This is a genomic window from Flammeovirga kamogawensis (genome assembly GCF_018736065.1).
GTDB lineage: Bacteria > Bacteroidota > Bacteroidia > Cytophagales > Flammeovirgaceae > Flammeovirga > Flammeovirga kamogawensis.
Window position 1 is genome coordinate 4,245,727 of sequence record NZ_CP076128.1, and the last position, 25,258, is coordinate 4,270,984.

The window sequence follows — 25,258 nt, forward strand, 5'->3', positions numbered from 1 at the left end:
CTTAAGAGCTTTTTTGATTTATTTTTTAGATAATTCAATAAAAGGAATTATCATTTCATCAATAGAAACACCACCATGTTGGAAGGTATCTTTATAATAACTAACATAATAATTATAGTTATTAGGATAAGCAAAAAACGTATCTTCCATTGCAAATACATAAGAAGTAGAAACCTCATTTTTAGGTAAGCCAAAATCTTCTGGATGTTTAGCAACTAATACTCCTTTTTTATTGTAAGAAAGATTCTTGCCTTGCTTATATCTTAAGTTTGTATTCGTTTCACGATCTCCAACAATTTTATAAGGTTTTCGTGTTCTTACAGTACCATGATCTGTAGTGATATATACTTTACAATCTTTTTCAGCAAGAATTCTCAACATTTCATATAAAGTTGAATGTTCAAACCAAGATTTTGTAATTGATCTATAAGCAGCTTCATCAGGAGCAAGCTCTCTTACCATATTGGTATCTGTTCTTGCGTGTGAAAGCATATCAACAAAGTTATATACAACAGCATTAAACTTCTTATGCATTAATGTATTTATTTGCTCATTAAGTTGCTTTCCTTGCGAAGCTCTAATAATCTTATTGTAGCTGTATTTATCGTTTATACCATTGCGAAGTAATTGTTCGCCTAGAAGTTGTTCTTCGTAATTATTTTTACTTTCGTCATCATTATCATTCACCCACCATTCAGGGTACGTCGCTTCAATTTCAGCAGGCATTAATCCCGAGAATATTGCATTACGTGCATAAGCTGTAGTAGTTGGTAAAATTGGACAGTAAACTTCTTCTTTGATATTATATAAATCAGCAATTAAAGGTTCTATTACTTTCCATTGATCGTATCTAAGATTATCTACTAGTATAAAGAATACACTTTCGTCGTTTTCTTTAACATAAGGGAAGACCTTTTCGGGAAGTAATTCAGGAGACAAAACTGGTCTACCTTCAGTTTCTTCCATCCAATCAACATAGTTGTCTTTAATAAATCTACAGAAATTATGATTTGCTTCATTTTTCTGCATTTCAAAGACCTCACTCATACTTTTACTTTCTGTCTGATTGATTTCTAAATCCCAATAGACTAGCTTTTTATAAGTTTCTACCCAATCGTCCCAATCCATATCATTCATAAATGACATCATGATACTTTGAAAATCTTGTTGATAAGCAGAATTAGTTTTTTCTGTTACAAGTTTTCTCGTATCAAGTAATCTTTTTACGGAGAGTAATATCTGTTTAGGGTTGATTGGTTTAATTAAATAATCAGCAATTTTAGCACCTATTGCATCCTCCATAATATATTCCTCTTCACTTTTAGTAATCATTACTACAGGAATATTTGGCTTAATTCTTTTAATCTGCTCAAGTGCTTCAAGTCCGGTCATACCGGGCATATTTTCATCCAAGAAAATTATGTCGAATTCTTCTTCTTCACATTTTTCTATTGCATCAAGCCCACTTAAAACGGGTGTAACATCATATCCTTTTTTAGTAAGGAATAAAATATGAGGTTTCAATAAGTCGATTTCATCATCGGCCCATAATATTTTTTGTTGGCTCATTTATTTTTGTGTAATTCAATTTCAATTAGATACTAGTATTCTTACGTTTCGCCTCCTTTAGAGTTTCTGATGATTGATATTTTAAGAATACATTTATCAACCTTTAATTAAGATTAATAACAATTTAAGGAATTGTAATACAATTTATCAACCATTGAGAATTAAAAAATATTTTTCTTCTAATTTAAAATTAATTGCGTTCTGCAGCGTTGTAAATGATAAAGATCAAATCTTATGTAATGAAATTGAATTAATTCAATATATTTCATCATTTTAGATAAAAAGTAAATAAGTTTGTCAGAGATTTCGATTAATTTAACTAAGATCAAAATCACCAAATATAAGCTCAAATACTATGGATGAAAATTCAAAGAACTCATCAACCAAATTACTTATCATAATAGGAAGTGTTTTTGGTGGAATACTATTAGTAACAACAATCGCCTTTTTTATTTTTAGTGGCGATGAAGAACTTGATCCTAAACTAGTAACTGTAGATGAATATATAAAAGAGAATTCTGTATGGGAACTGAATGGAGATGCTGTAGAAGGTAGTGCTGTAGCTATCACGCTGCGATTACCAAATATGAACCTTAACCAGGTAGAAGATGCAGTAGAAAGGGCTGATCAGAATGTTAGACAAGTTGATGCGGATATAAAATCAATAATGCAATCTCTTGGGGATGATACTAGTGATTTAGAAGCTAGTTTGATGTCATTACAAGAGGAGCTGAATAACATGACAGATATTTATAAGCATACAGAAGTTATTTCTGATAATATTTCTCAGTCTGATGCTACTGGTCAAAGTCGTGCGGTTAAATCTGCATTAACTAGACTTTTATCTACCAGAGATGGCTATATAAGAGATATTAATGTGATGCAGGAAAATATAGATAAAGTCTTGACTGTACTAGAAGATGCAAGAAACTCTCGTGTTACTATGGGAGGAGTGAGTTCTGCTATAGAAGAGCTAGAAGTTGCCAATACACGTCTTTTTGAAGAAGGAAGATCTTTACTGAGAACATTATTTGCATTTGAATACATATATAATCAGCATAGAAAAACAGAAGTTGACGGGAAAACTATTGACGTATTCTACATTGCTCTTCAGGATTACTTATATGATGAAATTATTGTAAACCACTCTGAAAAAGATTTCTTTAGAAAAAAAGGCCAATTTGATCAAGTGGTTTCAGAAACAAAAGAACGCCTTGGTAACTTTGATGAGGTGGTGGCACTTCAGCAAAAAAGAGAAATGAAATTAAGTGAGTATAATAAGCTTTCTGAACATTTAGGAACACTGAATGAGTTATATGCTGGGGCAGGGCTTTCAATTACTTCAGATGGTTTTAATAATGTGGAATTTGTTACCGATGAAGATTGGGAATATTCTGTATCTGAAGAAAACTCTAAAACTCCACTTGTAATTGTTTATCGAGTAGAGGGTACACCGTTATCTTCTGGTCTTGTAGTAGCAAAAGCGTCTTATAATTTATCTTTTAATGATGATGAAGATGAAGAACTTCTATTAAACAGTAGAATTGAAAATGAAGTAAGTGCTCAGTAATAAAAATTGAGTAACATCTTTAGTTATTGAGTAAAAGGTTTCTATTTTTGTCATGAACTAAAAAACATGACAAGATGATTAATCATACCGTTTTATTTAAGTTAAAAGAAGAAGCTTCAGAAGATCAAATTCAAGGAATGATAGATGCTCTTCAAGCATTATCAGGAAAAATTGATGAGTTGAAAGAAATTCAAGTAAAGAAAAACTTCTCAGATAGATCTCAGGGTTATTCTGTAATTTTATTTTCTTTATTTGAAGATAAAGCAGCTTTAGATCGTTACCAAGTTCACCCTGCACATGTAGAAGTTGTAGGTGCTAATGTAAAACCTATACTTGAGAGTTTAGCAGTTGCAGATATTGAATATTAATATAAATTGATATTACAAAAAAGCCACGAATGTATACTACATTCGTGGCTTTTTTGTATTACTTAGATGAGATTTAGTGTCTATTTCCATGATGCCCTTTTCCTCCTCTATGACCTCTTTGATCTTGTCTTTGCTCCATTTCTGTTGCAAGTTGGTCAACTGTTTTAGAAGGATCCATTAAGACAAACATAACAGGTTTTTTATCATCCATTTTGCCAAAGTGATGCCCTTTTTTACCATGCTTACCTTTTTTACCCATTTCTGAGTTTTCAGATTTATATTTTTCAAAAATAGCTTTCATGTCAGCTTTCCATTTTTCTTCATTAGCCTTATTTGCAGTTTTAATAGCCTCTAAGTCACTTTCATGATTGTCTACAATAACCCAAGCATCAGTCATAATATGACGCATTTCTGTTTTCATAGCTTTCATTTCATTTTTTTGTTCTTCTGAAGGTTCACCAGAAGGCTTATCTTTCATCAGGCTATTTTTTTTAGTTTTTAAGGCTTCAAGTCTTTCTCTAAGTGATACAAGAGTTGCTTTTTCTTTTTTAGAAAGCTTTGTATCAAATTCTTTTCTGTTTTCAAGCATAACAGGTAACATATTCGCTTTCATATATGCATTGATTTCTTTTTTAGCTTCAGCTCTTTTTTTAGGATCTCCTTTTTGAGCTATGCTTTTAAAAGATACCAACCCGATAAATGCAACTAATACTATTATTCCTAATTTTTTCATGACACTAGATTTTTTAAGTGATTGTTTTGATTTTGTATACTTCAAATATGAAAGAAAAGATTCAAGGAATTAAATGCTTTCAACCAACGGTATGGTATTTTCAACCAACGGATAAATAATTCTAATTTTTGATAATTTTGACATGAAAAAAGGTCTCAAAGTATTGATACTAGAGACCTTTTAATTTATAACATTTAGTTAGATAAGTTAGTTTATAAACTAGTGTGTAAACCACATTCTGTTTTTTGTTGTCCTTGCCAACGTCCTGATCTGTCATCAGACCATAGAGGTTTAGTAGGGTCAGCTTTTCCTGTACAAGGTAAACATCCAACACTAAAATACCCTTTAGCAACAAGAGAGTGCAATGGTAGTTTTCTTTCGTTTATATATTGGAAAACCATTTTTGAATCCCAATCTAAAATAGGGTGATATCTTAGGATACCATGTTTCCCTTCTTCTTCTTTCTGCATTTGTGCTCTAACAGAAGACTGACCTTTTCTAATGCCGTTAATCCAAACGTCAAATTGAGGTAGTACATCTTCTAAAGGAGCAACCTTATTAATATGGCAACATTTATCAGGTTGAGTAGCGTGTAATGGCTGACCATTTTCATCAACTTGCTTGTCAACTGGTATGTCAGATTTAATATCAATAATATTTAATCCAAGCTTTTCAGCCAATTGATCTCTAAATGCAATTGTTTCTGGAAAGTGATAGTTTGTATCTAAAAAATATATCGGTATTGTTTTATCAACTCTACTGATAATATCTAATAGCACCACACTTTGCGGTTGGAAAGAAGAACTTGCGAAAATCTTCTTACCAGCTTTATGATATTTAGCCACCTGCTTCGCGATTTCATCAACACGCTGATCAAATGTTACTGCTGAAGCTTGTGTAATAATGCTCTGCGATGACATATTGTATTTACTTTTGTTTAATCTACTAATTATATAGGATAAATGCGAAGTAATGAAAGATTATACTTTTTTCAAAATTTTTCAGCAAAAAAAAAGCTCCATTCACAATAGAATGGGGCTTTTTAAATTCTTGAAAAAGAAAGGTTTAATGTAATTAAAATCCTCTTTTCAGTTCTATACTAGCTCTTATTGGGCGGGAAACATTTCCAGCATCGTCTTTAAACTTAATATAAACATGTTTAATACCGTCAGTCTCGCCTTTTAACTTCCAATCAATAACAGAGGTGTCTGCTTGTTTCCAATGCCCTCCACTAAAGGATGAACTATTCGATACCATCATAAGTTTAGCACCATCATTTTTTATCTGTAACGTTACTAGCTTATTAATATTAGTTGTAGATTCCGCTCCATTATCTATTTGTAACTCAATATTTTTAGGTGCTTGAGTATCAATATTAATAGTAGAAGTTGTCGTAGGTGTTATATTACCTGCAAGGTCTTTAAATTTTACATATACTTTTTTAAGACCATCACCATCTGTAAGGTTAATAGATTTTTTGATTGAATATTTTTCCCATTTTTGCTCAATAAACTGAGGATCTTGAGAAACGATCATAGAATCAGCTTGTCTACAGAATATATCTAATTCAACTTTTCGATCTTGTCTATTCGTGATTTTTTCACCACCATTGATTGTTAATTTAGAACCAAAAGGAGCAGTTCTATCAACAATAATTTCATCATGAATTACAGGAGTAATATTGCCTGCTTGATCTCTGTATCTAGCATACACTCTTCGTGTACCATCATCACCTGCTTCAAGATCCCATTCAACATAATCATCTTGAATAAGTCTCCATTTACTGCCATGGAATGCAGATGTGTTACCTAGTTGGTAATATTTAGCATCTTTGGCTGTAAGAATAACACCAACTTTTAAACTTTTTTGATCTGTAAAATATTTTGATGGAACATCGATCTCCACTTTCGTATTCTGAGGAGGTGTTGTATCTAAAATAATTTTCTTTTTTAAAATACTCGATTCATTTCCATCTGCATCTTTAAATTTAAAGTAAACAGTTTTTACTCCATCACCACTTGAAAGTGTATAATGAAAAAGTTTTTGAAATTTTATCCATCTACTTCCCGTAAAAGATTCATTACCATTAGCCATCATTTCTGTAATGCCAACACCATGAATCTCTACATTTATAGAAGTTGAGTTCGAATATTTTCCTGATTTAAATATTATTCTTGTTCTATCTAATTGATTTTGAGCATTGATAGAGAAAGAATAAGATAATATTAATGCTGCGATAAGTAAGAGTCTCATCTATTAAATTTTTACTGAGTATTGATATAAAGAAAACTTCTTTTTCTGTTAACGAACTAATAAGCAAAAATAGTACACATATATAACACATTAAACGGAACAGGATTTGTTAGTATAAGTTTTAGAGTTAAAATTATAGCGTTTACACCTCAAATTTTAGAAGGTTTAACCTTATAAACATAGTTTTCGTATATAAATTTTAACTATTATTAGTATTGATGGAAATTAAATATGTATTAGTCGATAACAATTGTTAATTTTCGCGTTAATATAGTAGTTAATTTATTCTATAAGACTTCATATATGATTATCAGAAATAAAATATTAAATCTTTATTTATTTAATTTAATATTTATTGGGTTACTATTTGTTAGTTCAACAACTAGTATTGCTCAAGAAGTTACCGAAGGTCAGACATATTCCCCTGCAGGTTTATCACAAGAACCTGTAAATGTAAAAAGTGAATTATTCCCAACTTCATCGGATGAAGTTGGTGATACAACTTTCACGATTTATGGTGATGCATCCGTTCCATTCAAAATTTATTTTGTAAATGGAGCACAGTATGATAACATATTTAATCCTAACCCTACAGGGATTATTTTGAATGGAAGAGAATTTAATTTTTTCTGTTCGATGGAAAAATCAATTCGTCAAAATTATTCAAATGTTTTAGAAGCAAAAGAATTTGATTATTTAGGCAAAAGTTACCTTATGCTAATCTCTTTTAGAGAGGATTGTTTAGGAGATAATTGTCGTTACAGATGCTATAATGTATTTGATATAACAGATAAACAGTCAATTCGTCAAACTTCTTTTTCAAGTTTATTTCAAGGAACTGATAGTTTTGGTGATTTTAACAACGACGGTAAATTAGATTTTTTACGTGTTGCACCTAAGCCTCCTAAAGATCATATTGCAGGAGAAGTGGTTACAAATTACTTAATCACCTCTTATACTATGAGGAGAGGTATTCCAAGACAATTAACAGATCAAGGTAATACGTACTATTTGTATGTAAAAGGAACAGAAGATGTTTCTAATTTCAATGTTCTTCAAGCTTATTGGTTCTTTAATATAAAGAACAAGGATGGCGAAAATGCTGAACCTACAACATACTTTGCAGAGTACATTTCATTTGATCCAATGTATAGGTATCTATACAATCCAAATGGAGTGAGGATAGAAAAAAACCGATGGTCTGTACTTGTTACAGATGTTGGTGATTTAGAATCTGCACAGGAACATTGTCACATCGTAAATGAATACAACATAGAAGATGTATTTATTATGATTGATCAATACAGTGGTGATATTACCTATCAGGTGTTTGCAGGAAATTTTGTAAGTAGAGAAAGTGCTGAAGCATACCTTAAGCAGTTACAAACTTACGGAGTTGATGGGCAACTGGTTGATTTCTTAAAGTCTTACTAAATTTTTTCAATAAACTTTTTTATCAGGCAAGTACAAAAGAACGAGTTCTTCAACATTACAATATATGAGACTATCTAAATTAAATATTATTATTACGTTATTCTGCTCAATATTTTTTCTAAATGAAGGTATTGCTCAAAATAGCGAAGCTAAGGCACATCTAGAGACTGCAGATTTTTTATTAGCAAATAATCGATATTCAGAAGCTCTAGATGAATTAGAAAAGGCAATTCAAGCAAATCCAACAGATGGAAGTGTTTACTTTAAAAAAGCAAATACATATTTAGCTGTTACAAAATTTAGTGAAGCTATAACAACTTTAGAAAGTTGCGTTCAAGCAGATCCAAGCTATTTTAGAGCTTATGAAATGCTAGGAGATTTATATTCACAAAGAAAGCAACCAATTAAAGCGGTTAATTTTTATGACCTTGCTTTCCAAAAAGATCCAAGTATTGATCAGAGATATTTATATAAATTAAAAATTTTAGATATTCTTGATCAAGCTAACAGACATCGTTTTTCAAAACCTCATATTGATGATGTTAGATCATTAAACTTAGTAGAGTCTTTTGATCTTGATTATTATGAAGCTATGTATTGGAATGAAATGGATAGCCCAGAAAAAGCAGAAGAATTAATGGCTAAGATTATTGGCGATATTGAACCGCTTTCTGGAAATGAACGTTACTACTATCAATATATTTGGGCACTTTTCTCTCAAGGAAAGTATTCTGAAGCAAGCCAATGGATGGATAAAATTACAACTTCAGAAGCAGAAGCAATGTTTATGATCTTTAGAGAAGATTACTATTTTAGTTTAGCTGATACTTATTTTGAGGTAATGGACTATGAAAAGAGTCAGCAAATGATTGATATTACTTTAGGTATCAACTCTTCTTATATCGAAGCATTTGATCTTCAAAAACAACTTGCAGCTATTCATACAAATAAAACAAAGGTTATTGCTGCTCAAGATAGAGCTTTAATGGCAGAGAAAGATATAAAAAAGCGTTCTGCAAAATTATTGGAATTAGCTATTTTAAATTATCAAGCTGCTGATTATTCTACAGCATATATTCATTTAGAAGAATTCCAAAATGCTTTACCACAAAATGAAAGAAACATTAATGTAATTTTCATTAAAACAATGTGCGAGAAAAACCTAATGCAAGTAGGTGCTTCTACAGAGAAATTAAAAAAGGTTATTCATAACCCAAGTATAAATCCTCCTACAAAAGCAAAGTATAATTTTGCAATCGCACTTGTTTACAAAGAAGTTGGAGATTATAAGCAAGCAGAGAATTTCTTAAAAGCTGCTTATGGTGGATCGTTTAAAAATACGGTTCGATATGAATTCTCAGAAATTCAAAAGTTAAAAGACATGAAGGAAATAGAGGCAATGAACTAATTGTTCTTTATTAATTTCTAAAAATCCTTATCTAATAAAATTAGATAAGGATTTTTTTTTGAAAAAAATATTAAACTGATGGTGACATTTTTTGTAGAGAGATATTACTAATTGAACAAAGGCTATACGCCATTAAAATCTTCAATTAGTTTATCATTATTAAAAAATATCTACTATGAAAAAGTTATTATTTGTATTCGTTTCAACATTATTATTAGGCTTTTCTACAGCAACAATAGCACAAGATAATACAAAAGCAGGAGCAGCAAATTTAAAAGGTCCTGGTACATTAAATATAGGTTTAACAACAGGTTTTTCTAATAATACAATAGGCTTTATGGCTGATTATGAAATAGCACAACTAGGTAGAGATTTTACAGTTGGTGCATTTGTAGATTATCAGTCATGGAGTGGAAAAGGTAGCTCTTTTGGAGCTGGTGCAAGATTTAGATGGTATGCCGATAGAGTTTTAAATATCACTAATCCTAAATGGGATGTATACGCAGTAGGTGATGTAGGATTTAAATTTGGAGAAGGCAATGCTTTACATTGGGGTATTGGTGTGGGTGCTAAATATCACATCTCTGATAAAATTGGTATACAAGGAAATATAGGTACTGGAGCACAAATAGGTATTTGCTTCGGACTTTAATAAGACTTTGAGAGAGTTTTAGAGTAAATAAAGTTAAGATTGAAAGGAGTAACATTTTATGTTACTCTTTTTTTGAAAAAGTCAGAATATGATGGTGACATTTTAAGTGATTAGATATAATGTAATGTATCTCTTCATTACTTAAAATTTAGCAAAATGTTACAATCTCAATTAAAAATATTAGGTGTAATCACTAATAAAATCAAGTATATATTCATTGCATTAGCAATCATAAATCTCCTTTTTCTTCAGGTAGAAAAAGCTTCATTTTCAGAAAAAATAGTAGCTGGAGCATTAAGTTTACTCTACATATTGATGTCTTTTAAATCTACAGAAATGACAAAAGAAGTAGTGCTATTAATGGTAACGGTTATAGTTTTTTATAACGTGTTTTTATTCAAAATAGATATTGAATATTTTATGAGACAAGCTTTTGGTTCTTTTAGTGAGCTTGTTGTTTTAGGATATTATTTAAAAAAATATATTGATGTTGAACAAAAAATTGATCGAATTGAATTTGTGTAATCCAAGAGTTTATTAATTAAGTTGATAGTATTAGTTAGTTTTTTCACTTAGATCACGTTGTGGATAAGTGATTTTAAATGAGGGGAATGAATTAGTTTTCATTCCCCATTAATATTTTACATATTTCTTCTATACTGTCCGCCTACATTAAAAAGTGCAGCAGTTATCTGTCCTAAAGAACATACCTTAGAAGCTTCCATTAATGCATCAAAAGTATTTTGTTGTTCCAAAGCTTTATGCTGTAAATCAGCTAAAGCTTTTACCGTTTCCTCTTTGTAAAACTCTTGAGACTTTTCTAATGAATAAATTTGTTCATCCTTTTCTTCTTTGGTAGAACGTATTACCTCTTCTGGAATTACAGTTGGTGAACCATTTTTTGAAAGGAATGTATTTACGCCAATTATAGGAAATTCTCCATTGTGTTTAAGTGTTTCATAATACAAAGATTCTTCTTGAATTTTTGAACGTTGGTACATTGTTTCCATAGCACCAAGAACACCACCTCTTTCAGTAATTCGATCAAACTCTGCCATTACAGCTTCTTCAACTAAATCAGTCAGTTCTTCAATAATAAAAGCACCTTGAATTGGATTTTCATTTTTTGTAAGCCCAAGCTCCTTATTTATAATTAATTGAATAGCAACAGCCCTTCGTACAGACTCTTCAGTCGGTGTGGTAATTGCTTCATCATATGCATTTGTGTGTAATGAGTTACAGTTGTCATAAATGGCATATAATGCTTGTAGAGTTGTTCTAATATCATTAAAAGCAATTTCTTGTGCATGGAGTGACCTTCCAGAAGTTTGTATATGATACTTTAGCTTTTGAGATCTATCGGCAGCCTTATATTTATATTTTAATGCTTTTGCCCATATTCTTCTTGCTACTCTTCCAATGACAGCATATTCCGGATCAACACCATTAGAAAAGAAGAAAGAGAAATTAGGTGCGAAATCATCAATTTTCATCCCTCTATTTAAATAATATTCTATGAATGTAAATCCATTTGCCAAGGTAAAAGCTAATTGAGAAATTGGATTGGCTCCTGCTTCCGCAATATGATATCCAGAGATTGAAACAGAATAAAAGTTTTTAATTTTTTCTTTAGTGAAATACTCTTGCATATCGCCCATTAGGCGTAAAGAAAATTCAGTTGAGAATATGCATGTATTTTGTGCCTGATCTTCTTTTAGAATATCAGCTTGAACAGTACCTCTAACTTTAGCAATTGTTGTCGCCTTAATTTTTTGATAAATATCCAAAGGAAGAACCTGATCTCCAGTAACACCAAGAAGGAGTAACCCTAGCCCATTGTGGTTAGATGGTAGTTCAGTTCTATAAGTTGGTTGTTTACCATCTTTGAAAATGGCTTTTATCTTTTTCTTTGTAGCTTCAAGTAAACCATTTTTATGAATATATAATTCACATTGTTGGTCAATTGCAGCATTCATAAAGAAAGCCGTCATTGTTGCTGCAGGCCCATTTATTGTCATAGACACAGAAGTACTTACAGCACAAAGGTCAAAGCCAGAATACAACCTTTTTGCATCGTCTAAACAACAAACATTTACACCAGAATTACCAATTTTACCATAAATATCTGGTCTAAAGGCAGGGTCTTCTCCGTATAATGTAACAGAATCAAAAGCCGTAGATAATCGAGCAGCTGGTTGTCCTTCAGATAAATAGTGAAAGCGTTTATTAGTTCTTTCAGGATTACCTTCTCCAGCAAACATTCTTGTTGGATCTTCACCAGTTCTTTTAAAAGGAAATACACCTGCAGTAAACGGAAATTCACCTGGTACATTTTCTTGCATTGCCCATTTTGTAATATCTCCCCATCCACTATATTTAGGGAGGCAAACTTTAGTAATTTTAGTGCCAGATAAAGAGGTGCTTTTTGCAGCAACATTTATATCCTTTCCTCTTACTTGGTAAGTAAAAGTATCTTGATTGTACGCGTCTACTTTACTTTTCCACCCTTCAATAAGATCAATAACTTCATGATCCAGTTGTTTTTTTAAGGAAGAAAAAGCACCTTCAAGTACGTTTTTTGTGGTGATATCACTTTTAATAACCTCAATAGCTTTTTGTAAACCGTACAATTTATCTGCTATTTCAGCTTGTTCAGATACTATTAGGTTGTAGTTTCTTACAACATCAGAAATCTCTGATAGATAACGAACTCTTGCGGGAGGAATAATATGGTAGCGTTCTTCTAAAGAACCTTGATCAATTTTAGTTAATTGTAAAGCAGAACTTTTAGCGTTAAGAAGTTCTGCTAATTTATTGTATAATTGATTGACTCCACTATCGTTAAATTGAGAAGCCATCGTACCAAATACAGGTGTGCTCTCATCTGGTAATTCAAATTGATTATGATTTCTTCGGTATTGTTTACAGACATCACGTAGAGCATCTTGAGCTCCTTTTTTATCAAATTTATTTAAAGCAATGATGTCTGCATAATCAAGCATATCAATTTTTTCTAATTGAGTTGCGGCACCATATTCAGGAGTCATTACATATAATGAAACATCACTAAAATCTATTATTTCAGTTCCAGACTGACCAATCCCAGATGTTTCTAAAATGATTAAATCGAACTTTGCCGCTTTCATCAAATTTATAACCTCTTGAATATGTTCTGATAAAGCAATATGTGCTTGTCTAGTAGCTAAAGAACGCATATAAATACGATTGTCAGCAATTGCATTCATCCTAATTCTATCACCTAATAAAGCACCTCCTGTTTTTCTTTTTGATGGATCTACAGAGATAATAGCAATCTGCTTATCGCTGGAAGCTAATAAAAAGCGACGAATTAATTCATCAACAAGGCTAGATTTACCAGCACCTCCTGTTCCTGTTATCCCTAAAACAGGGGTATTAGATAAGTTAGCTTTTTCTTTTATAGTATCAAGTATTTCCGAATTATCTGATTTGAAATTTTCTATTGCAGAAATAATTCTTCCAAGATTACGATGAGATTTCTTCTCAAGGTTTAATAATTCTTTATTTACTTTCTCTCCTGTAGGGTGGTCACATTGTTTTAAAATGTCATTAATCATTCCCTGTAACCCCATTAACCTACCATCATCTGGAGAGTAAATACGGTTGATCCCATAATTATGAAGCTCTTTAATTTCTGACGGAAGTATAGTGCCGCCACCTCCTCCATAAAGACCAATATAGTCAGCACCTCTTTCTTTTAGAAGGTCATGAATATATTTAAAGTACTCTAAGTGACCTCCTTGATAAGAAGTAATTGCAATACCTTGTACATCTTCTTGAATTGCACAATCTACAATTTCTTGTGCGGAACGATTGTGACCAAGGTGTATGATTTCTGCACCCGTAGATTGCATAATTCTACGCATGATGTTGATGGAAGCATCGTGTCCATCAAATAAAGATCCTGCCGTTACAAGCCTAATTTTATGTTTAGGTTTGTAAGGTTGGTTGTTAATCTGTGTGGTCATTTCTGTGGTATGTGTTTAATGGTTTATTGTGTGTTTATATTTAGTATAATGGAATACTCTTTAGATGAATCATGTATTGCCATTGAGTGTTTATTCTTGTATTGCAAGTTGAGACGTTTTTTTACATTCTCCAAACCTATTCCTCCTTGTTTATCTTTTGATAATTTTTTTAAAGGTTTGCTATTATTAATCTTGAAAGTAATTTGACCGTCTAAAGATGAAGAAAGTGAAATTTTGATCCATCCATTTATTTCATCTTCAATATGACTATGTTTAAAAGCATTTTCTATAAAAGGAGCAAATAACAATGGTGCTATAGGTAAATTACTATTTTGAATGTCCCAATCGATGGCAATATTTTCTTTAATAGCATCATCTTTAAGAATATGTAACCCGATAAAATTATTAAGGTAATCTATTTCTTTTTGTAGGGGGACAGTTGCAGTTCCCGTATCATAAAGCATATACCTAAGCATATCCGATAGTTGTAAAACAACATCAGGAGTTTTATCAGATTTTAGGAAAGAAAGTGAGTAGATATTATTTAAAACATTAAATAAGAAATGTGGGTTCACTTGAGATTTAAGGAAATCCATCTCTGATTTTACTTTTTCTTCCCTTAAACTAGAAGCTTCATTTTCTTGTTTAAGGCTGTATGTAGTCATTTTGTATGCAGTAGAAGCCAATGCAACCACACTAAATAGAATTAAATTATAAGAAGATTCGAATAGTTTAAATCCTCTTTTTAATTTTTTAATTCCGGGTCTATTAGATCTATTTCTAAATTCAGGGTCGTCAAAAGGAAACATTAATTCTTCTCTAACAGATAGTTTCCAAGAATCAATTATATATCGTTCAATTTTTTGATACAGAAAAGAAATAATTATTACCATTGCAAATAATACAAGGATATATATAATATTCTTTTTTTTGAGTAACAATTGGGGTAGAAGATAATTAATGTTGATTTGCCAAATGAATATTTGAGAACCAATCAATAATAACGTTTTCATCAATGCATATTGACTTCCAAATCGTTCATTAAAAAAATTAAATGTAAGGAAGAAGTAGGCGAGTATTAATAGTACTTGCCAAACGGTGTCTTGCTTAATTTTATTTTTTAATTGTAAGCTCATAAAAGTAGTTATTGTTTAACATGCATATATTAACGAATCTACTAAATCTATAAGATGAATGAGCAAAGAAATTGATTAAATCATTAATAATTAACTATAAACGCTTAAATTAATTGTACTTATAATTCCGTTAGTAGGCTAAAATGAGCTTTAAAGCATTTTTTTTTACATTTCTAACTTCTGTCAACTTAATTTAATTTTGATATAACAAACATTTATTAAATTTGCACCTTGGAAATAGAGCAGTATTTCGTTTAATATTGTACTATCTCTAATTAAGTTAACAACAAATTTCGGCAGCATACCGTGTGTTTCCTTATCACATAAGAAAGTAAGACATGACAAAAGCAAAAATCATTTACACCAAAACAGACGAAGCACCAGCACTAGCTACCTATTCGTTTTTACCAATTGTAAAATCATTCGCAAGCGCTGCGGGTGTTGAGATTGAAACGAAAGACATCTCTCTAACTGGACGTATTTTAGCAAATTTCCCAGAAAACTTGACTGATGAGCAAAAAGTTGGTGATGCTCTTGCAGAATTAGGTGAATTGGCTAAAAAGCCTGAGGCAAATATTATTAAGTTACCAAATATCTCGGCTTCAATTCCTCAGTTACAAGCAGCAATTAACGAGCTTCAAGCTGTAGGTTATAATATTCCTGATTACCCTGCTGAACCTGCAAATGCAGAAGAAGAGGAAATCAAGAAGCGTTATGCAAAAGTATTAGGTAGTGCTGTAAACCCAGTTTTAAGAGAAGGTAATTCAGATCGTAGAGCACCTAAAGCGGTGAAAAACTATGCGAAGAAACACCCTCACTCTATGGGTGCGTGGACTTCATCATCAAAATCTCATGTAGCAAGTATGCCTGCAGGTGATTTTTATGGAAGTGAAAAATCTGTTACAGTTGATAACGCAACTAACGTTAAGATTGAATTTGTAGGAACAGATGGTTCTACATCAGTTTTAAAAGAGAAAGTAGCTCTTTTAGACGGAGAAATTATAGATGCTTCTGTAATGAGTGTTGCGGCTTTAAAGTCGTTCATTGCAGAGCAAGTAGAAGATGCAAAAGCACAAGGGGTTCTTTTCTCTTTACATATGAAAGCAACAATGATGAAGGTTTCTGACCCAATTATCTTTGGTGCTGCTGTAGAAGTTTTCTACAAAGATGTATTTGAAAAGTACGCTGATTTATTTGCTGAATTAGGTGTTACTGCTACAAATGGCTTAGGTGATGTTTACGCAAAAATTCAAGGTCATGAAAAACAAGCAGAAGTAGAAGCTGCAATTGAAGCAGTTTATGCAACTAGCCCAGATTTAGCAATGGTAAATTCTGATAACGGAATTACTAACCTTCACGTACCTTCTGATGTAATTATTGATGCATCAATGCCAGCAATGATCCGTACTTCGGGTCAGATGTGGAACAAAGAAGGTAACCAACAAGATACTAAAGCAGTTATTCCAGATAGATCTTATGCAGGTATTTACCAAGCCACTATAGATTTCTGTAAAAAGAATGGTGCTTTAGATCCAACTACTATGGGTAGTGTATCTAATGTAGGTTTAATGGCTCAAAAAGCTGAAGAATACGGATCTCATGACAAGACATTCCAAATGTCTGCAGCAGGTACTGTAAAAGTAGTTGATGCAGCAGGTACTGTTTTAATTGAGCAAGCAGTAGAAGCAGGCGATATCTTTAGAATGTGTCAGGTAAAAGATCTTCCAATTCAAGATTGGGTGAAATTGGCAGTAAAAAGAGCTAGAGCAACAGGCGTTCCTGCAGTATTCTGGTTAGACGAAAATAGAGCTCACGATAGAGAGTTGATCAAGAAAGTAAATACTTATTTAGCTGATCATGATACTGATGGACTTGAGTTATTAATCAAAGCACCAGTAGAAGCTACTCAATTCTCTTTAGAAAGAATTATTGAAGGAAAAGATACAATTTCTGTAACAGGTAATGTTTTAAGAGATTACTTAACAGATTTATTTCCAATTTTGGAAGTAGGTACTTCTGCAAAAATGTTATCTATTGTTCCTTTAATGAACGGTGGAGGATTGTTTGAAACGGGTGCTGGTGGATCTGCACCAAAGCACGTTCAACAATTTGTAAAAGAAGGTTATTTAAGATGGGATTCTTTAGGAGAATTTTTAGCCTTAGCAGTTTCATTAGAACATTTAGGAGATACATTTAATAACCCTAAAGCTAAAATTTTAGGAGAAACATTAGATGCAGCAACTGATAAGTTCTTAGATAACGATAAGTCGCCATCAAGAAAAATTGGTAGCATTGATAATAGAGGATCTCATTTCTACCTTGCTTTATACTGGGCACAAGAATTAGCAGCACAAGATAAAGATGCTGATTTAAAAGCTCAGTTTACTGAATTGGCGGAAACGTTATTAAGTAATGAAGAGAAAATCAATAAAGAATTAATTGATGCACAAGGAACACCACAAAGAATTGGCGGATACTATCACCCAGTTTTTGATATGGCTTCTAAAGCTATGCGTCCAAGTTTCACATTAAATGATGCTTTAACGCAACTTGTGTAAAGATTTAATTTTCACAATAAAAAAAGACCTCTTTCGAGCAATTGAAAGAGGTCTTTTTATGTAATAACAAAATTAGAAATAAGGATTATTACAAGTATCATGAGTACTCATAGTATTAATAGGATTTAAAAACTAACTTTTATTTTTACTAAAATCATCTAATTAGTAATATTTACACTTGATTATACAATTTGCATTATTTTTGAACCGTTATGAATGTGTTCAATGCAGTGCTATTACTGTGTTAAAATAATTTATATGAAACAAGTGAAAGATAGTAATACTGCTTTCTATGAAAATATGCCTCTCGATACGTTTCAAAACTTTGCAGATCAAATTGGATTAGCAAACGGAGAAGATCTTGATGTAGTTTTTGATTCTATTAATAAAACGCCAACATTAATGGAGTTTGGATCAGGCTACGGAAGAATATTAAAGGCATTATCTCGTAAAAATTTTCAAGGAAATGTAATTGCTGTTGAAAGAGTTAGTGATCTAGTGGCTCTTTTGGAGTTGAAATATTCATCTAAAGTGAAGGTTTTACATGAAGACCTTTGTGATTTAGAATGGGAAGATAACTCCATTGATACTATTTTATGGATGTGGTCTGGAATTTTAGAATTAAAACCAGAAGATCAACAATTAGTAATTAAAAAAGCACACTCTTGGCTCAAAGAAGGAGGGCGTTTAATCATAGAATGTCCTAAAAATAATTCAATTTCTAAGGTCGGAATGTTATCAAATGATAAAAAAGTTGTCGTAAAGGAGGATTGGGGTGTCTTAGATGCAACACTTGTAGATGCTGAAGATATCGCTTTATATTCATCTAGGGCAGGTTTTAGCTCACATTCATTGCAAACTTATGAAACTACGACGCATTTGATAAGAGCAATCTATACTTTGATAAAATAAAGAATATAAACATCTTTAAGGATAATTAAACTGGAGAAATATGAAAAACTTCCTCTTGATTACTCTATTCTTTCTCATTAATCTGCCTTTAGTGAATGCTCAAAGGTTTGGATATATTGATTCACAGGTAATAATAGAACAATTACCTGAGTACAATGAGGCTGAAGGGAAATTAAAGAAATTGACGGATAAGTGGTTAAAAGAACTCGACAATATGAAATCTGAAATTGCCGATCTTGAAAGAGCTTATTCTCATGAAGAAATCTTGCTTACACCAGAAATGAAAGCAGAGAAACTAGAAAACATTGCTGAATTAAAACAAGCATTGAGAGAGTTTCAAACTAATCATTTTGGGTATGAAGGATTGTTATATTCGAAGAGAATGGAATATATGAAACCACTTCAGGATAAAATTTCAAAAGCTTGTCAAACAGTTGCAAGACAAAAAAAATTGAATTTTATCTTCGATAAGGCTTCAGATATTACTTTAATTTACTCAGATCCTAAATATAATTACACAGATTTCGTTTTAGACGAACTTGATGAGGGCGATCCCGAGGATTCTCCAAGATAATTTATATTTTTGCAATTGAAAATTTTCTCCCAAGTAGAATTTTACGTATAAACAGAGAAATTAAATTACACAAATGAAGAAAATGTTATTCGCGCTTTGGTCGTTGATGATGCTATCTTCAGTGGCAATGGCTCAGCAGAAAGTAGCCTATATCAATGAAGATAGTGTGATTACTTCTATGGCAGAGTTTAAAACTCAGCAAAAGATTATTGAATCTTACGCAAAACAGTTTAAAACTCAGATCGAGATGAAGCAACGTACATTGCAGGAGAAATACCAGCAATTATCGCAAAGCCAAGCAACTTTAGCCCCTGCAGAGATTCAATCAAAGGAACAAGAGCTACAAGAGTTACAACAAGAGATACAAGCTTTACAGCAACGTGCTCAAGAAGGTATCAACAAAAAACAAGCTGAAGCTATGGAACCTTTAATGAAAAAATTAGAGGGTCAGGTTGCAGTTGTAGCAAAAGAAGGTGGTTACTCAATAGTAATTGCTCGTGGTGTAATGGCAAGAATTGGAGCATTCTTAATTGATGCAAACGGTGAAGACATTACAGGTAAAGTTATTGCTAAAATGAATGGGCAATAATACCTAAGATATTTATTGACTTACAAACAAGAAACAATGAAATTAAAAGCTTTATTCGCATCTTTATTTGCGGTTATATTAATGAGTTTTGCTACTGAAAGCTCTGCTCAAACGAAAATCTTTGCTTACGCAAACCTTGACAGTGTTGTTAGATCTATTCCTGAATTTGAATCAAAAATGAAGGAATTGGAAAGCTACCAAAATCAGTTGTATACTTCTATGCAACAACAACAACAAGAGTTCCAATCTAAATATGCTGATTTCCAACAAAACCAATCAAACTGGTTACCTGAAATCATTCAACAAAAAGCTCAAGAGTTAGAGTTATTACAAAGAAACTTACAAGAGTTTCAACAAACTGCTCAACAAAACTTTGCTAAACGTCAGGATGCTGCAATTACTCCTCTTCGTAAAAGAGCTGAAGTAGCTTTAGCAGAAGTAGCAAAAGCACAAGGATACCAATATGTATTACCTGTAGAGATGTTACTTTACAAAGATGGTGCAGATGATATTACAGATGCTGTTATTACAAAAGTAAAATAGTTTCTAGCTTAGAAATAAGCATAAAAAAACCGTTTGATGTACTCAAACGGTTTTTTTTATGTCAAATTTTTAAATCTACTTCTTCTTAGGAAGTGGAGGCTGCTTAACTGCAACTCTTAATTTGGCACTTCTTGCTCTTCTATTAAGTGCAATTTCTTCAGGTGTAGCAGTAATTGGTTTACTCTTAGTAGGCTTAAGAGGTCGAATTAAATTACCAAAGAAGTCCTTTTCCTGTGTTCCTTCAAAGTTTCCAGATTTGAAAAAGTTTTTCACTAACCTGTCTTCTAATGAATGATAAGATTCGATAACAAAGTGTCCGCCAACTTCTAATACTTCGGTTCCTTGTTCAATCATTTCTTTTAAAGTTTCAAGCTCTTCGTTTACTTCAATACGAATAGCTTGAAATACCTGAGCAAAGAATCTATTTTCTTTACCTCTAGGTGCCATAGGTCTTAATGCATTCATTAGATCTACTGTAGTTTCTATCTCTGCACTTGCTCTTGCCTGTACAATTAAACTAGCAGCTTTATGAGGGTGTGTTAATTCTCCATACAATCTAAAGATGCTCTTTAATTTGCTTTCTTCATACTCATTAATAAGTGTTTTAGCAGATAAAGTTCCAGATTGTGCCATTCGCATATCTAAAGGTGCATCACCTCTTGTAGAAAAACCACGAGATGTTTCATCAATCTGATGGGAAGAAATCCCTAAGTCACCTAAAATACCGGCTACTTCTTTTATACCATGTAGTCTTAAATATCTCTTTAAATATCTAAAATTTGCTGCACAGAAAATTAAACGATCATCATTAATTTCATCAGCATTTTTTTTCGCATCAGGATCTTGATCAAATACAACAAGTTTACCTGTTGTAAGATGTTTAAGTATTTCTCTAGTGTGGCCACCTCCACCGAAAGTAACATCAACATAAACTTTTGTAGGATCAATATTTAGTCCTTCTACACATTCGTGAAGCATCACGGGAACATGATAATCGCTCATATATCTAATAATCGTGTTTTAAATCTTTTTTACCTACAATTGGTAGGTGTATCGTAAATTCGGTATAAGATTCAGGATTTTGTTCGGTTTTTGGTTTGCTGGCAACCATAATTTCACCTCCGTGTTTCTGAATAATACCGTATGAAATAGAAAGTCCTAAACCTGTTCCTTCTCCAACATCTTTTGTAGTGAAGAAAGGTTCAAATATTTTATCTATTACAGCTTGAGGCATTCCTACACCATTATCTTTTATAGATATTGATATATGTTCATCACCTTCTTGGTAGCTGGTTTTTATTGTAATTATACCTGTATTATTATCAACTGCTTGAATTGCATTATTAATAATATTCATGAAAACCTGGTTAATTCTACCTGGTAAACATTCTATATCTGGTAATTTATCTTGCAACTCACTATTAATAACAGCATTTTTCTTCTTTGCCTTATTATTAAGAATTGTAAGTGTAGAGTTTATTCCTTCATTAATATTAGCATATTTAAAAGTATCCTCATCTAAACGAGAAAATGTGCGTAAACCTAGTACAATTTCTTTCGTTCTTAAAGCCCCTTCTTCAATACCGTTAATTAATTGTTTAATTTCTTCTGTAATGATTTCAACTTCAATTTCATTTGCTAAATCATTAATTTCATTCACTCTTTTATCAAAAGCTTCTTTACTCTCAAATTCTTTCGTAAGATCATTACAACTGTTTAAGAGCGTTAATAAATCTTCGATATCATCTTTAAGAGGTTGAACATTTGAAGATACAAAGTTAATTGGATTATTAATCTCGTGAGCAATTCCTGCAGTTAATTGACCAAGGGAAGCCATTTTTTCAGAATTAATTAATCGTACTTGTGCAGCTTTAACCTCTTGCATTGCTTCCTCTAGTTTTTGGTTAGTGTACAGCAAGCTTTCAGATTGTTGTCTAAGTTCTTCTTCAGATGTTTGAATTTCGTGATAAGCCTCAATGATTTTTTTCTTATCTGTTTCTCTATCATCAAGCATTTTGTTTGCTAAACCCGCTAAATGGTCAAATTCGGCATAAGCTAATCGATCTTTATTAATCTTCACATGTTCTTTAGAGGCATCATCAAAGAAAGTGGCAAACTCTTGAATATTGTTTGTAATACCTGTTGCAACTTTTCTTAGCCTCCACCAAAGAATAGCAATAAGAAGGGTAGATAAAGATAGAATACGGAATAACTCTGTGGTAAGCTCGTTGATGAGTAAAGATCTTTTGGTGGCAATTTGATCGTCTAAAGCATCTAAATAAACTCCAGCACCAATTGTCCAATCCCATTCTTTAAAATATAATATGTAAGAAAACTTTTTAGTAACCTCGTTAGTAGTAGGTTTCTTATAATTATAATAATAGAAGCCACCCGTTTGATTTTTATTCATCAAATGCGATGGGATATCTTGGAAGTAAGTTGTATCTCCTTTTTCAGTAGTTAGTGGTAACGATCTAAGTTGTTTATCACTAATTTTTTTTTCTTCTTGAAAGAACTTCCATCCCATGAGAAGAGGATTACCTCTTTTGTTTACAAACAAATAGCCATCTTCACCAAAATGAATAGCCGACATTCTTTCTAATGCTTTTAGTTGCATGTCATAGGTAACATTATCCATGTATTCCCCTGTTCCTATAATTAAGCCAAGCTCTTTAAAGTATCTTAAGTAAGAAGTTTTTGGGTATTGAGTAGCATCAGTTTGTCCAGGTTTACGCCAGTAGTATTCAAAATAACCAGAACCCTTTGTTTTTGCTATTTCAAATTCTTTTCTAATGAAAAAGTTTCCCCTAGCATCTTGATAATCTAAAATATTTTTACCTTCTGCTTTCGGGTCTGTAACGTTCATTACAGAATATCCATCAATATGATCAATAAAGTAATAACCTCTATTGGAGTTAAACCGAATAGGGTATAAAGAGTCTTTTATTAGATTTATAATCTGTTTTTTACTGTATCTACTTTTGTTTCTCTCATAAATATTAGAAGCAATATGATAGGCTTCATCAACTCTATTTTTTAATGTCTTTTTTAAAGTGTTCTCAGTGTTATTTTCTAAGTATTTGATATACTTAAAGGCATTTTCTACTTCATTTATTGTAACACTCTTTTGCTTTTCAGTAAACTCATGCTCTAATTTTTCGACATCAGTTTTATAATCGCTCAATTCTTTAATAGACCAGATGCCTACTAAAAAAGTAATAGCGATTACAGAAAGAGTCATAACAGGGATAAAGGTAGCCTCTGAGATGTGCTCTTTTTTTTCACGTTTAATATTATCTTGCTCGAAGAGCTTCATACTTTATGGAATAATAGACTATTTAGACAAATAGTCATTTCGAATCATGAGTTAATACTTTAATTTACAAAAATATCTATTTTTTATTAGATCTTCCCTCTCAAATCTGACTTATTGAGGAGTTTTACATCTTTTTTTCTTAAGGTTACCAAATGATTTACATCTCTTTAAAGTTTTGGTTGCTAACCACAAAGGAAAGCAATACTTTTGCAGTTCGAAGTTAAGTAAAATCACGAAACGAGTAATCTCTTGAAAACCAAGACACTTAAAGAAAATAAAGTCAATATAATTACACTCGGTTGTTCTAAGAACATTGTAGACTCTGAGGTAATAATGACACAGTTAAAAGGTAATGGCATTGATGTAGTTCATGAAGCTGAAGATGATAAGTTTAATATTGCTTTAATCAACACTTGTGGATTTATTGGGCATGCAAAGACAGAATCTATTGAAACGATTCTACGTTATGCAGATGCTAAAAAAGAAGGATTAATTGATAAGGTATATGTTTCTGGTTGTTTATCAGAAAGATATAAAGAAGACTTAGTAAACGAAATTCCTGAAGTTGATGCATTTTTTGGTACAAGAGAAGTTCCAAATTTGTTGAGAGCTTTAAATGCAGACTATAAAAAAGAATTATTGGGTGAGCGTCTTCTTACTACAGACAAACACTTTGGTTATTTAAAGATTGCAGAAGGTTGTGACCGACCTTGTTCTTTCTGTGCAATTCCTTTAATGAGAGGAAAACACGTTTCAACACCAATAGAAGAATTGGTGAAACAAGCAGAAGATATGGTTGCGAAAGGGGTAAAAGAAATACTTCTTATTGCACAAGATTTAACATATTATGGTCTTGATATTTATAAAAAGAGACGTTTAGCAGATTTACTAAGAGCATTATCAGATGTTGAAGGTTTAGAATGGATACGTTTGCATTATGCTTACCCAACGGGCTTCCCAATGGATGTAATTGATGTAATGAAAGAGCGTGATAATATCGCTAATTACCTTGATATTCCTTTACAGCATGGCTCAACAGAGATGTTGAAACGTATGCGTAGAGGTACATCTAGAGAAAAACAAGAGCAATTGATTAACGATATCCGTGCAAAAATTCCTAATATCGCTATTCGTACAACTTTAATTACTGGTCACCCTGGTGAAACAGAAGAAGAGTTTGAAGAAATGTTGGATTTTGTTGAGCGTATGCGTTTTGAGCGCGTAGGTGTATTTACCTATTCTCATGAAGAAGATACTCATGCAGGAGACGACATGGAAGATACAATTCCAGAAGATGTAAAACAGGAAAGAGCAGATGAGATTATGCAAATTCAGGAAGAAATTTCTGCTGAGCTTAATCAAGAAAAAGTTGGGAAAGTATTCCGTGTTTTATTTGATAAAATTGAAGGTGGTTATTTTGTAGGAAGAACAGAATACGATTCTCCTGAGGTAGATAATGAAGTATTAGTACCTGTAGAAGAAAAGAATCATGTACGTTTAGGTGATTTTGCAGATGTAAAGATTACTAGTGCAGAACCATTTGATTTATATGGCGAGATTGTTTAAAAAACTTGATTGTTTGCTAAGAATCAGTTAGAATAGATGATTCATTCATGAAAGACGTAAAAAATGCTCT

The 25,258-nt window shown here is 32.0% G+C and carries 20 protein-coding genes; 12 read left to right on the forward strand and 8 right to left on the reverse strand.

Going from position 1 to position 25,258, the window contains the following annotated elements:
* Nucleotides 1-18: 18 nt before the first annotated feature.
* Nucleotides 19-1,569, reverse strand: a complete 1,551-nt coding sequence (gene porX / locus KM029_RS17255) for a T9SS response regulator signal transducer PorX (RefSeq protein ID WP_144074429.1) — start codon at nucleotides 1,567-1,569, stop codon at nucleotides 19-21.
* A 355-nt stretch (nucleotides 1,570-1,924) separates the two neighbouring features.
* Between porX and KM029_RS17260 the strand changes: the two genes are divergently transcribed.
* Both KM029_RS17260 and KM029_RS17265 read left to right on the forward strand, forming a co-directional pair.
* On the forward strand, nucleotides 1,925-3,139 hold the full coding sequence (locus tag KM029_RS17260; protein ID WP_144074430.1) for a hypothetical protein: 1,215 nt from the start codon (nucleotides 1,925-1,927) through the stop codon (nucleotides 3,137-3,139).
* 74 nt (nucleotides 3,140-3,213) lie between these two features.
* Nucleotides 3,214-3,507, forward strand: coding sequence for a Dabb family protein (locus tag KM029_RS17265; RefSeq protein ID WP_144074431.1), 294 nt, complete (start codon nucleotides 3,214-3,216; stop codon nucleotides 3,505-3,507).
* A 73-nt stretch (nucleotides 3,508-3,580) separates the two neighbouring features.
* Here KM029_RS17265 and KM029_RS17270 read toward each other — a convergent pair whose 3' ends face one another.
* From KM029_RS17270 to KM029_RS17280, 3 genes are all read right to left on the reverse strand, one after another.
* Complete coding sequence (locus tag KM029_RS17270) at nucleotides 3,581-4,240, reverse strand: hypothetical protein (protein ID WP_144074432.1); 660 nt, start codon at nucleotides 4,238-4,240, stop codon at nucleotides 3,581-3,583.
* A gap of 212 nt (nucleotides 4,241-4,452) precedes the next feature.
* Entirely contained in the window at nucleotides 4,453-5,160 is a 708-nt protein-coding gene (locus KM029_RS17275; RefSeq protein ID WP_144074433.1) for a phosphoadenylyl-sulfate reductase, read from the reverse strand.
* 154 nt (nucleotides 5,161-5,314) lie between these two features.
* The gene (locus KM029_RS17280; RefSeq protein WP_144074434.1) at nucleotides 5,315-6,493 is read right to left on the reverse strand and encodes a hypothetical protein; all 1,179 of its coding nucleotides are present in this window, start codon (nucleotides 6,491-6,493) and stop codon (nucleotides 5,315-5,317) included.
* 303 nt (nucleotides 6,494-6,796) lie between these two features.
* Between KM029_RS17280 and KM029_RS17285 the strand changes: the two genes are divergently transcribed.
* From KM029_RS17285 to KM029_RS17300, 4 genes are all read left to right on the forward strand, one after another.
* Complete coding sequence (locus KM029_RS17285; RefSeq protein WP_144074435.1) at nucleotides 6,797-7,927, forward strand: SPOR domain-containing protein; 1,131 nt, start codon at nucleotides 6,797-6,799, stop codon at nucleotides 7,925-7,927.
* 64 nt (nucleotides 7,928-7,991) lie between these two features.
* Complete coding sequence (locus KM029_RS17290; protein ID WP_144074436.1) at nucleotides 7,992-9,335, forward strand: tetratricopeptide repeat protein; 1,344 nt, start codon at nucleotides 7,992-7,994, stop codon at nucleotides 9,333-9,335.
* Nucleotides 9,336-9,510: 175 nt separating this feature from the next.
* Complete coding sequence (locus KM029_RS17295; protein ID WP_144074437.1) at nucleotides 9,511-9,987, forward strand: hypothetical protein; 477 nt, start codon at nucleotides 9,511-9,513, stop codon at nucleotides 9,985-9,987.
* A gap of 156 nt (nucleotides 9,988-10,143) precedes the next feature.
* Complete coding sequence (locus KM029_RS17300) at nucleotides 10,144-10,512, forward strand: hypothetical protein (RefSeq protein ID WP_144074438.1); 369 nt, start codon at nucleotides 10,144-10,146, stop codon at nucleotides 10,510-10,512.
* 116 nt (nucleotides 10,513-10,628) lie between these two features.
* Here the strand turns inward: KM029_RS17300 and KM029_RS17305 are convergent, their stop codons facing one another.
* Both KM029_RS17305 and KM029_RS17310 read right to left on the reverse strand, forming a co-directional pair.
* Complete coding sequence (locus tag KM029_RS17305; RefSeq protein ID WP_144074439.1) at nucleotides 10,629-13,994, reverse strand: methylmalonyl-CoA mutase family protein; 3,366 nt, start codon at nucleotides 13,992-13,994, stop codon at nucleotides 10,629-10,631.
* A gap of 23 nt (nucleotides 13,995-14,017) precedes the next feature.
* Nucleotides 14,018-15,130 carry a sensor histidine kinase gene (locus KM029_RS17310; protein WP_144074440.1) on the reverse strand — a complete coding sequence of 371 codons (1,113 nt, stop codon included), beginning with the start codon at nucleotides 15,128-15,130 and terminating at the stop codon, nucleotides 14,018-14,020.
* Between the two features lie 338 nt (nucleotides 15,131-15,468).
* Between KM029_RS17310 and KM029_RS17315 the strand changes: the two genes are divergently transcribed.
* The 5 genes from KM029_RS17315 to KM029_RS17335 all read left to right on the forward strand — a co-directional run bounded on the left by KM029_RS17315 (nucleotide 15,469) and on the right by KM029_RS17335 (nucleotide 20,306).
* The gene (locus tag KM029_RS17315) at nucleotides 15,469-17,688 is read left to right on the forward strand and encodes an NADP-dependent isocitrate dehydrogenase (protein WP_144074441.1); all 2,220 of its coding nucleotides are present in this window, start codon (nucleotides 15,469-15,471) and stop codon (nucleotides 17,686-17,688) included.
* 258 nt (nucleotides 17,689-17,946) lie between these two features.
* A complete protein-coding gene (locus KM029_RS17320; RefSeq protein WP_158631093.1) occupies nucleotides 17,947-18,600 on the forward strand; it encodes a class I SAM-dependent methyltransferase in 654 nt (217 codons plus the stop codon).
* Nucleotides 18,601-18,640: 40 nt separating this feature from the next.
* Nucleotides 18,641-19,174, forward strand: a complete 534-nt coding sequence (locus tag KM029_RS17325) for an OmpH family outer membrane protein (RefSeq protein WP_126614989.1) — start codon at nucleotides 18,641-18,643, stop codon at nucleotides 19,172-19,174.
* A 73-nt stretch (nucleotides 19,175-19,247) separates the two neighbouring features.
* A complete protein-coding gene (locus KM029_RS17330) occupies nucleotides 19,248-19,763 on the forward strand; it encodes an OmpH family outer membrane protein (RefSeq protein ID WP_144074443.1) in 516 nt (171 codons plus the stop codon).
* A 36-nt stretch (nucleotides 19,764-19,799) separates the two neighbouring features.
* Nucleotides 19,800-20,306 (forward strand): OmpH family outer membrane protein, encoded by a 507-nt coding sequence (locus tag KM029_RS17335; protein WP_144074444.1) that lies wholly within the window; start codon nucleotides 19,800-19,802, stop codon nucleotides 20,304-20,306.
* Between the two features lie 75 nt (nucleotides 20,307-20,381).
* On the opposite strand, the gene rsmH is transcribed toward KM029_RS17335, so the two are convergent.
* Together rsmH and KM029_RS17345 are read right to left on the reverse strand one after the other, a co-directional pair.
* Nucleotides 20,382-21,308 (reverse strand): 16S rRNA (cytosine(1402)-N(4))-methyltransferase RsmH, encoded by a 927-nt coding sequence (gene rsmH, locus KM029_RS17340; protein WP_144074445.1) that lies wholly within the window; start codon nucleotides 21,306-21,308, stop codon nucleotides 20,382-20,384.
* A gap of 4 nt (nucleotides 21,309-21,312) precedes the next feature.
* Nucleotides 21,313-23,622 carry a sensor histidine kinase gene (locus KM029_RS17345; protein WP_184679437.1) on the reverse strand — a complete coding sequence of 770 codons (2,310 nt, stop codon included), beginning with the start codon at nucleotides 23,620-23,622 and terminating at the stop codon, nucleotides 21,313-21,315.
* Between the two features lie 249 nt (nucleotides 23,623-23,871).
* Between KM029_RS17345 and rimO the strand changes: the two genes are divergently transcribed.
* Nucleotides 23,872-25,188: a 30S ribosomal protein S12 methylthiotransferase RimO gene (rimO, locus tag KM029_RS17350; protein WP_144074448.1), complete on the forward strand. Its 1,317-nt coding sequence runs from the start codon at nucleotides 23,872-23,874 to the stop codon at nucleotides 25,186-25,188.
* Nucleotides 25,189-25,258: the final 70 nt, after the last annotated feature.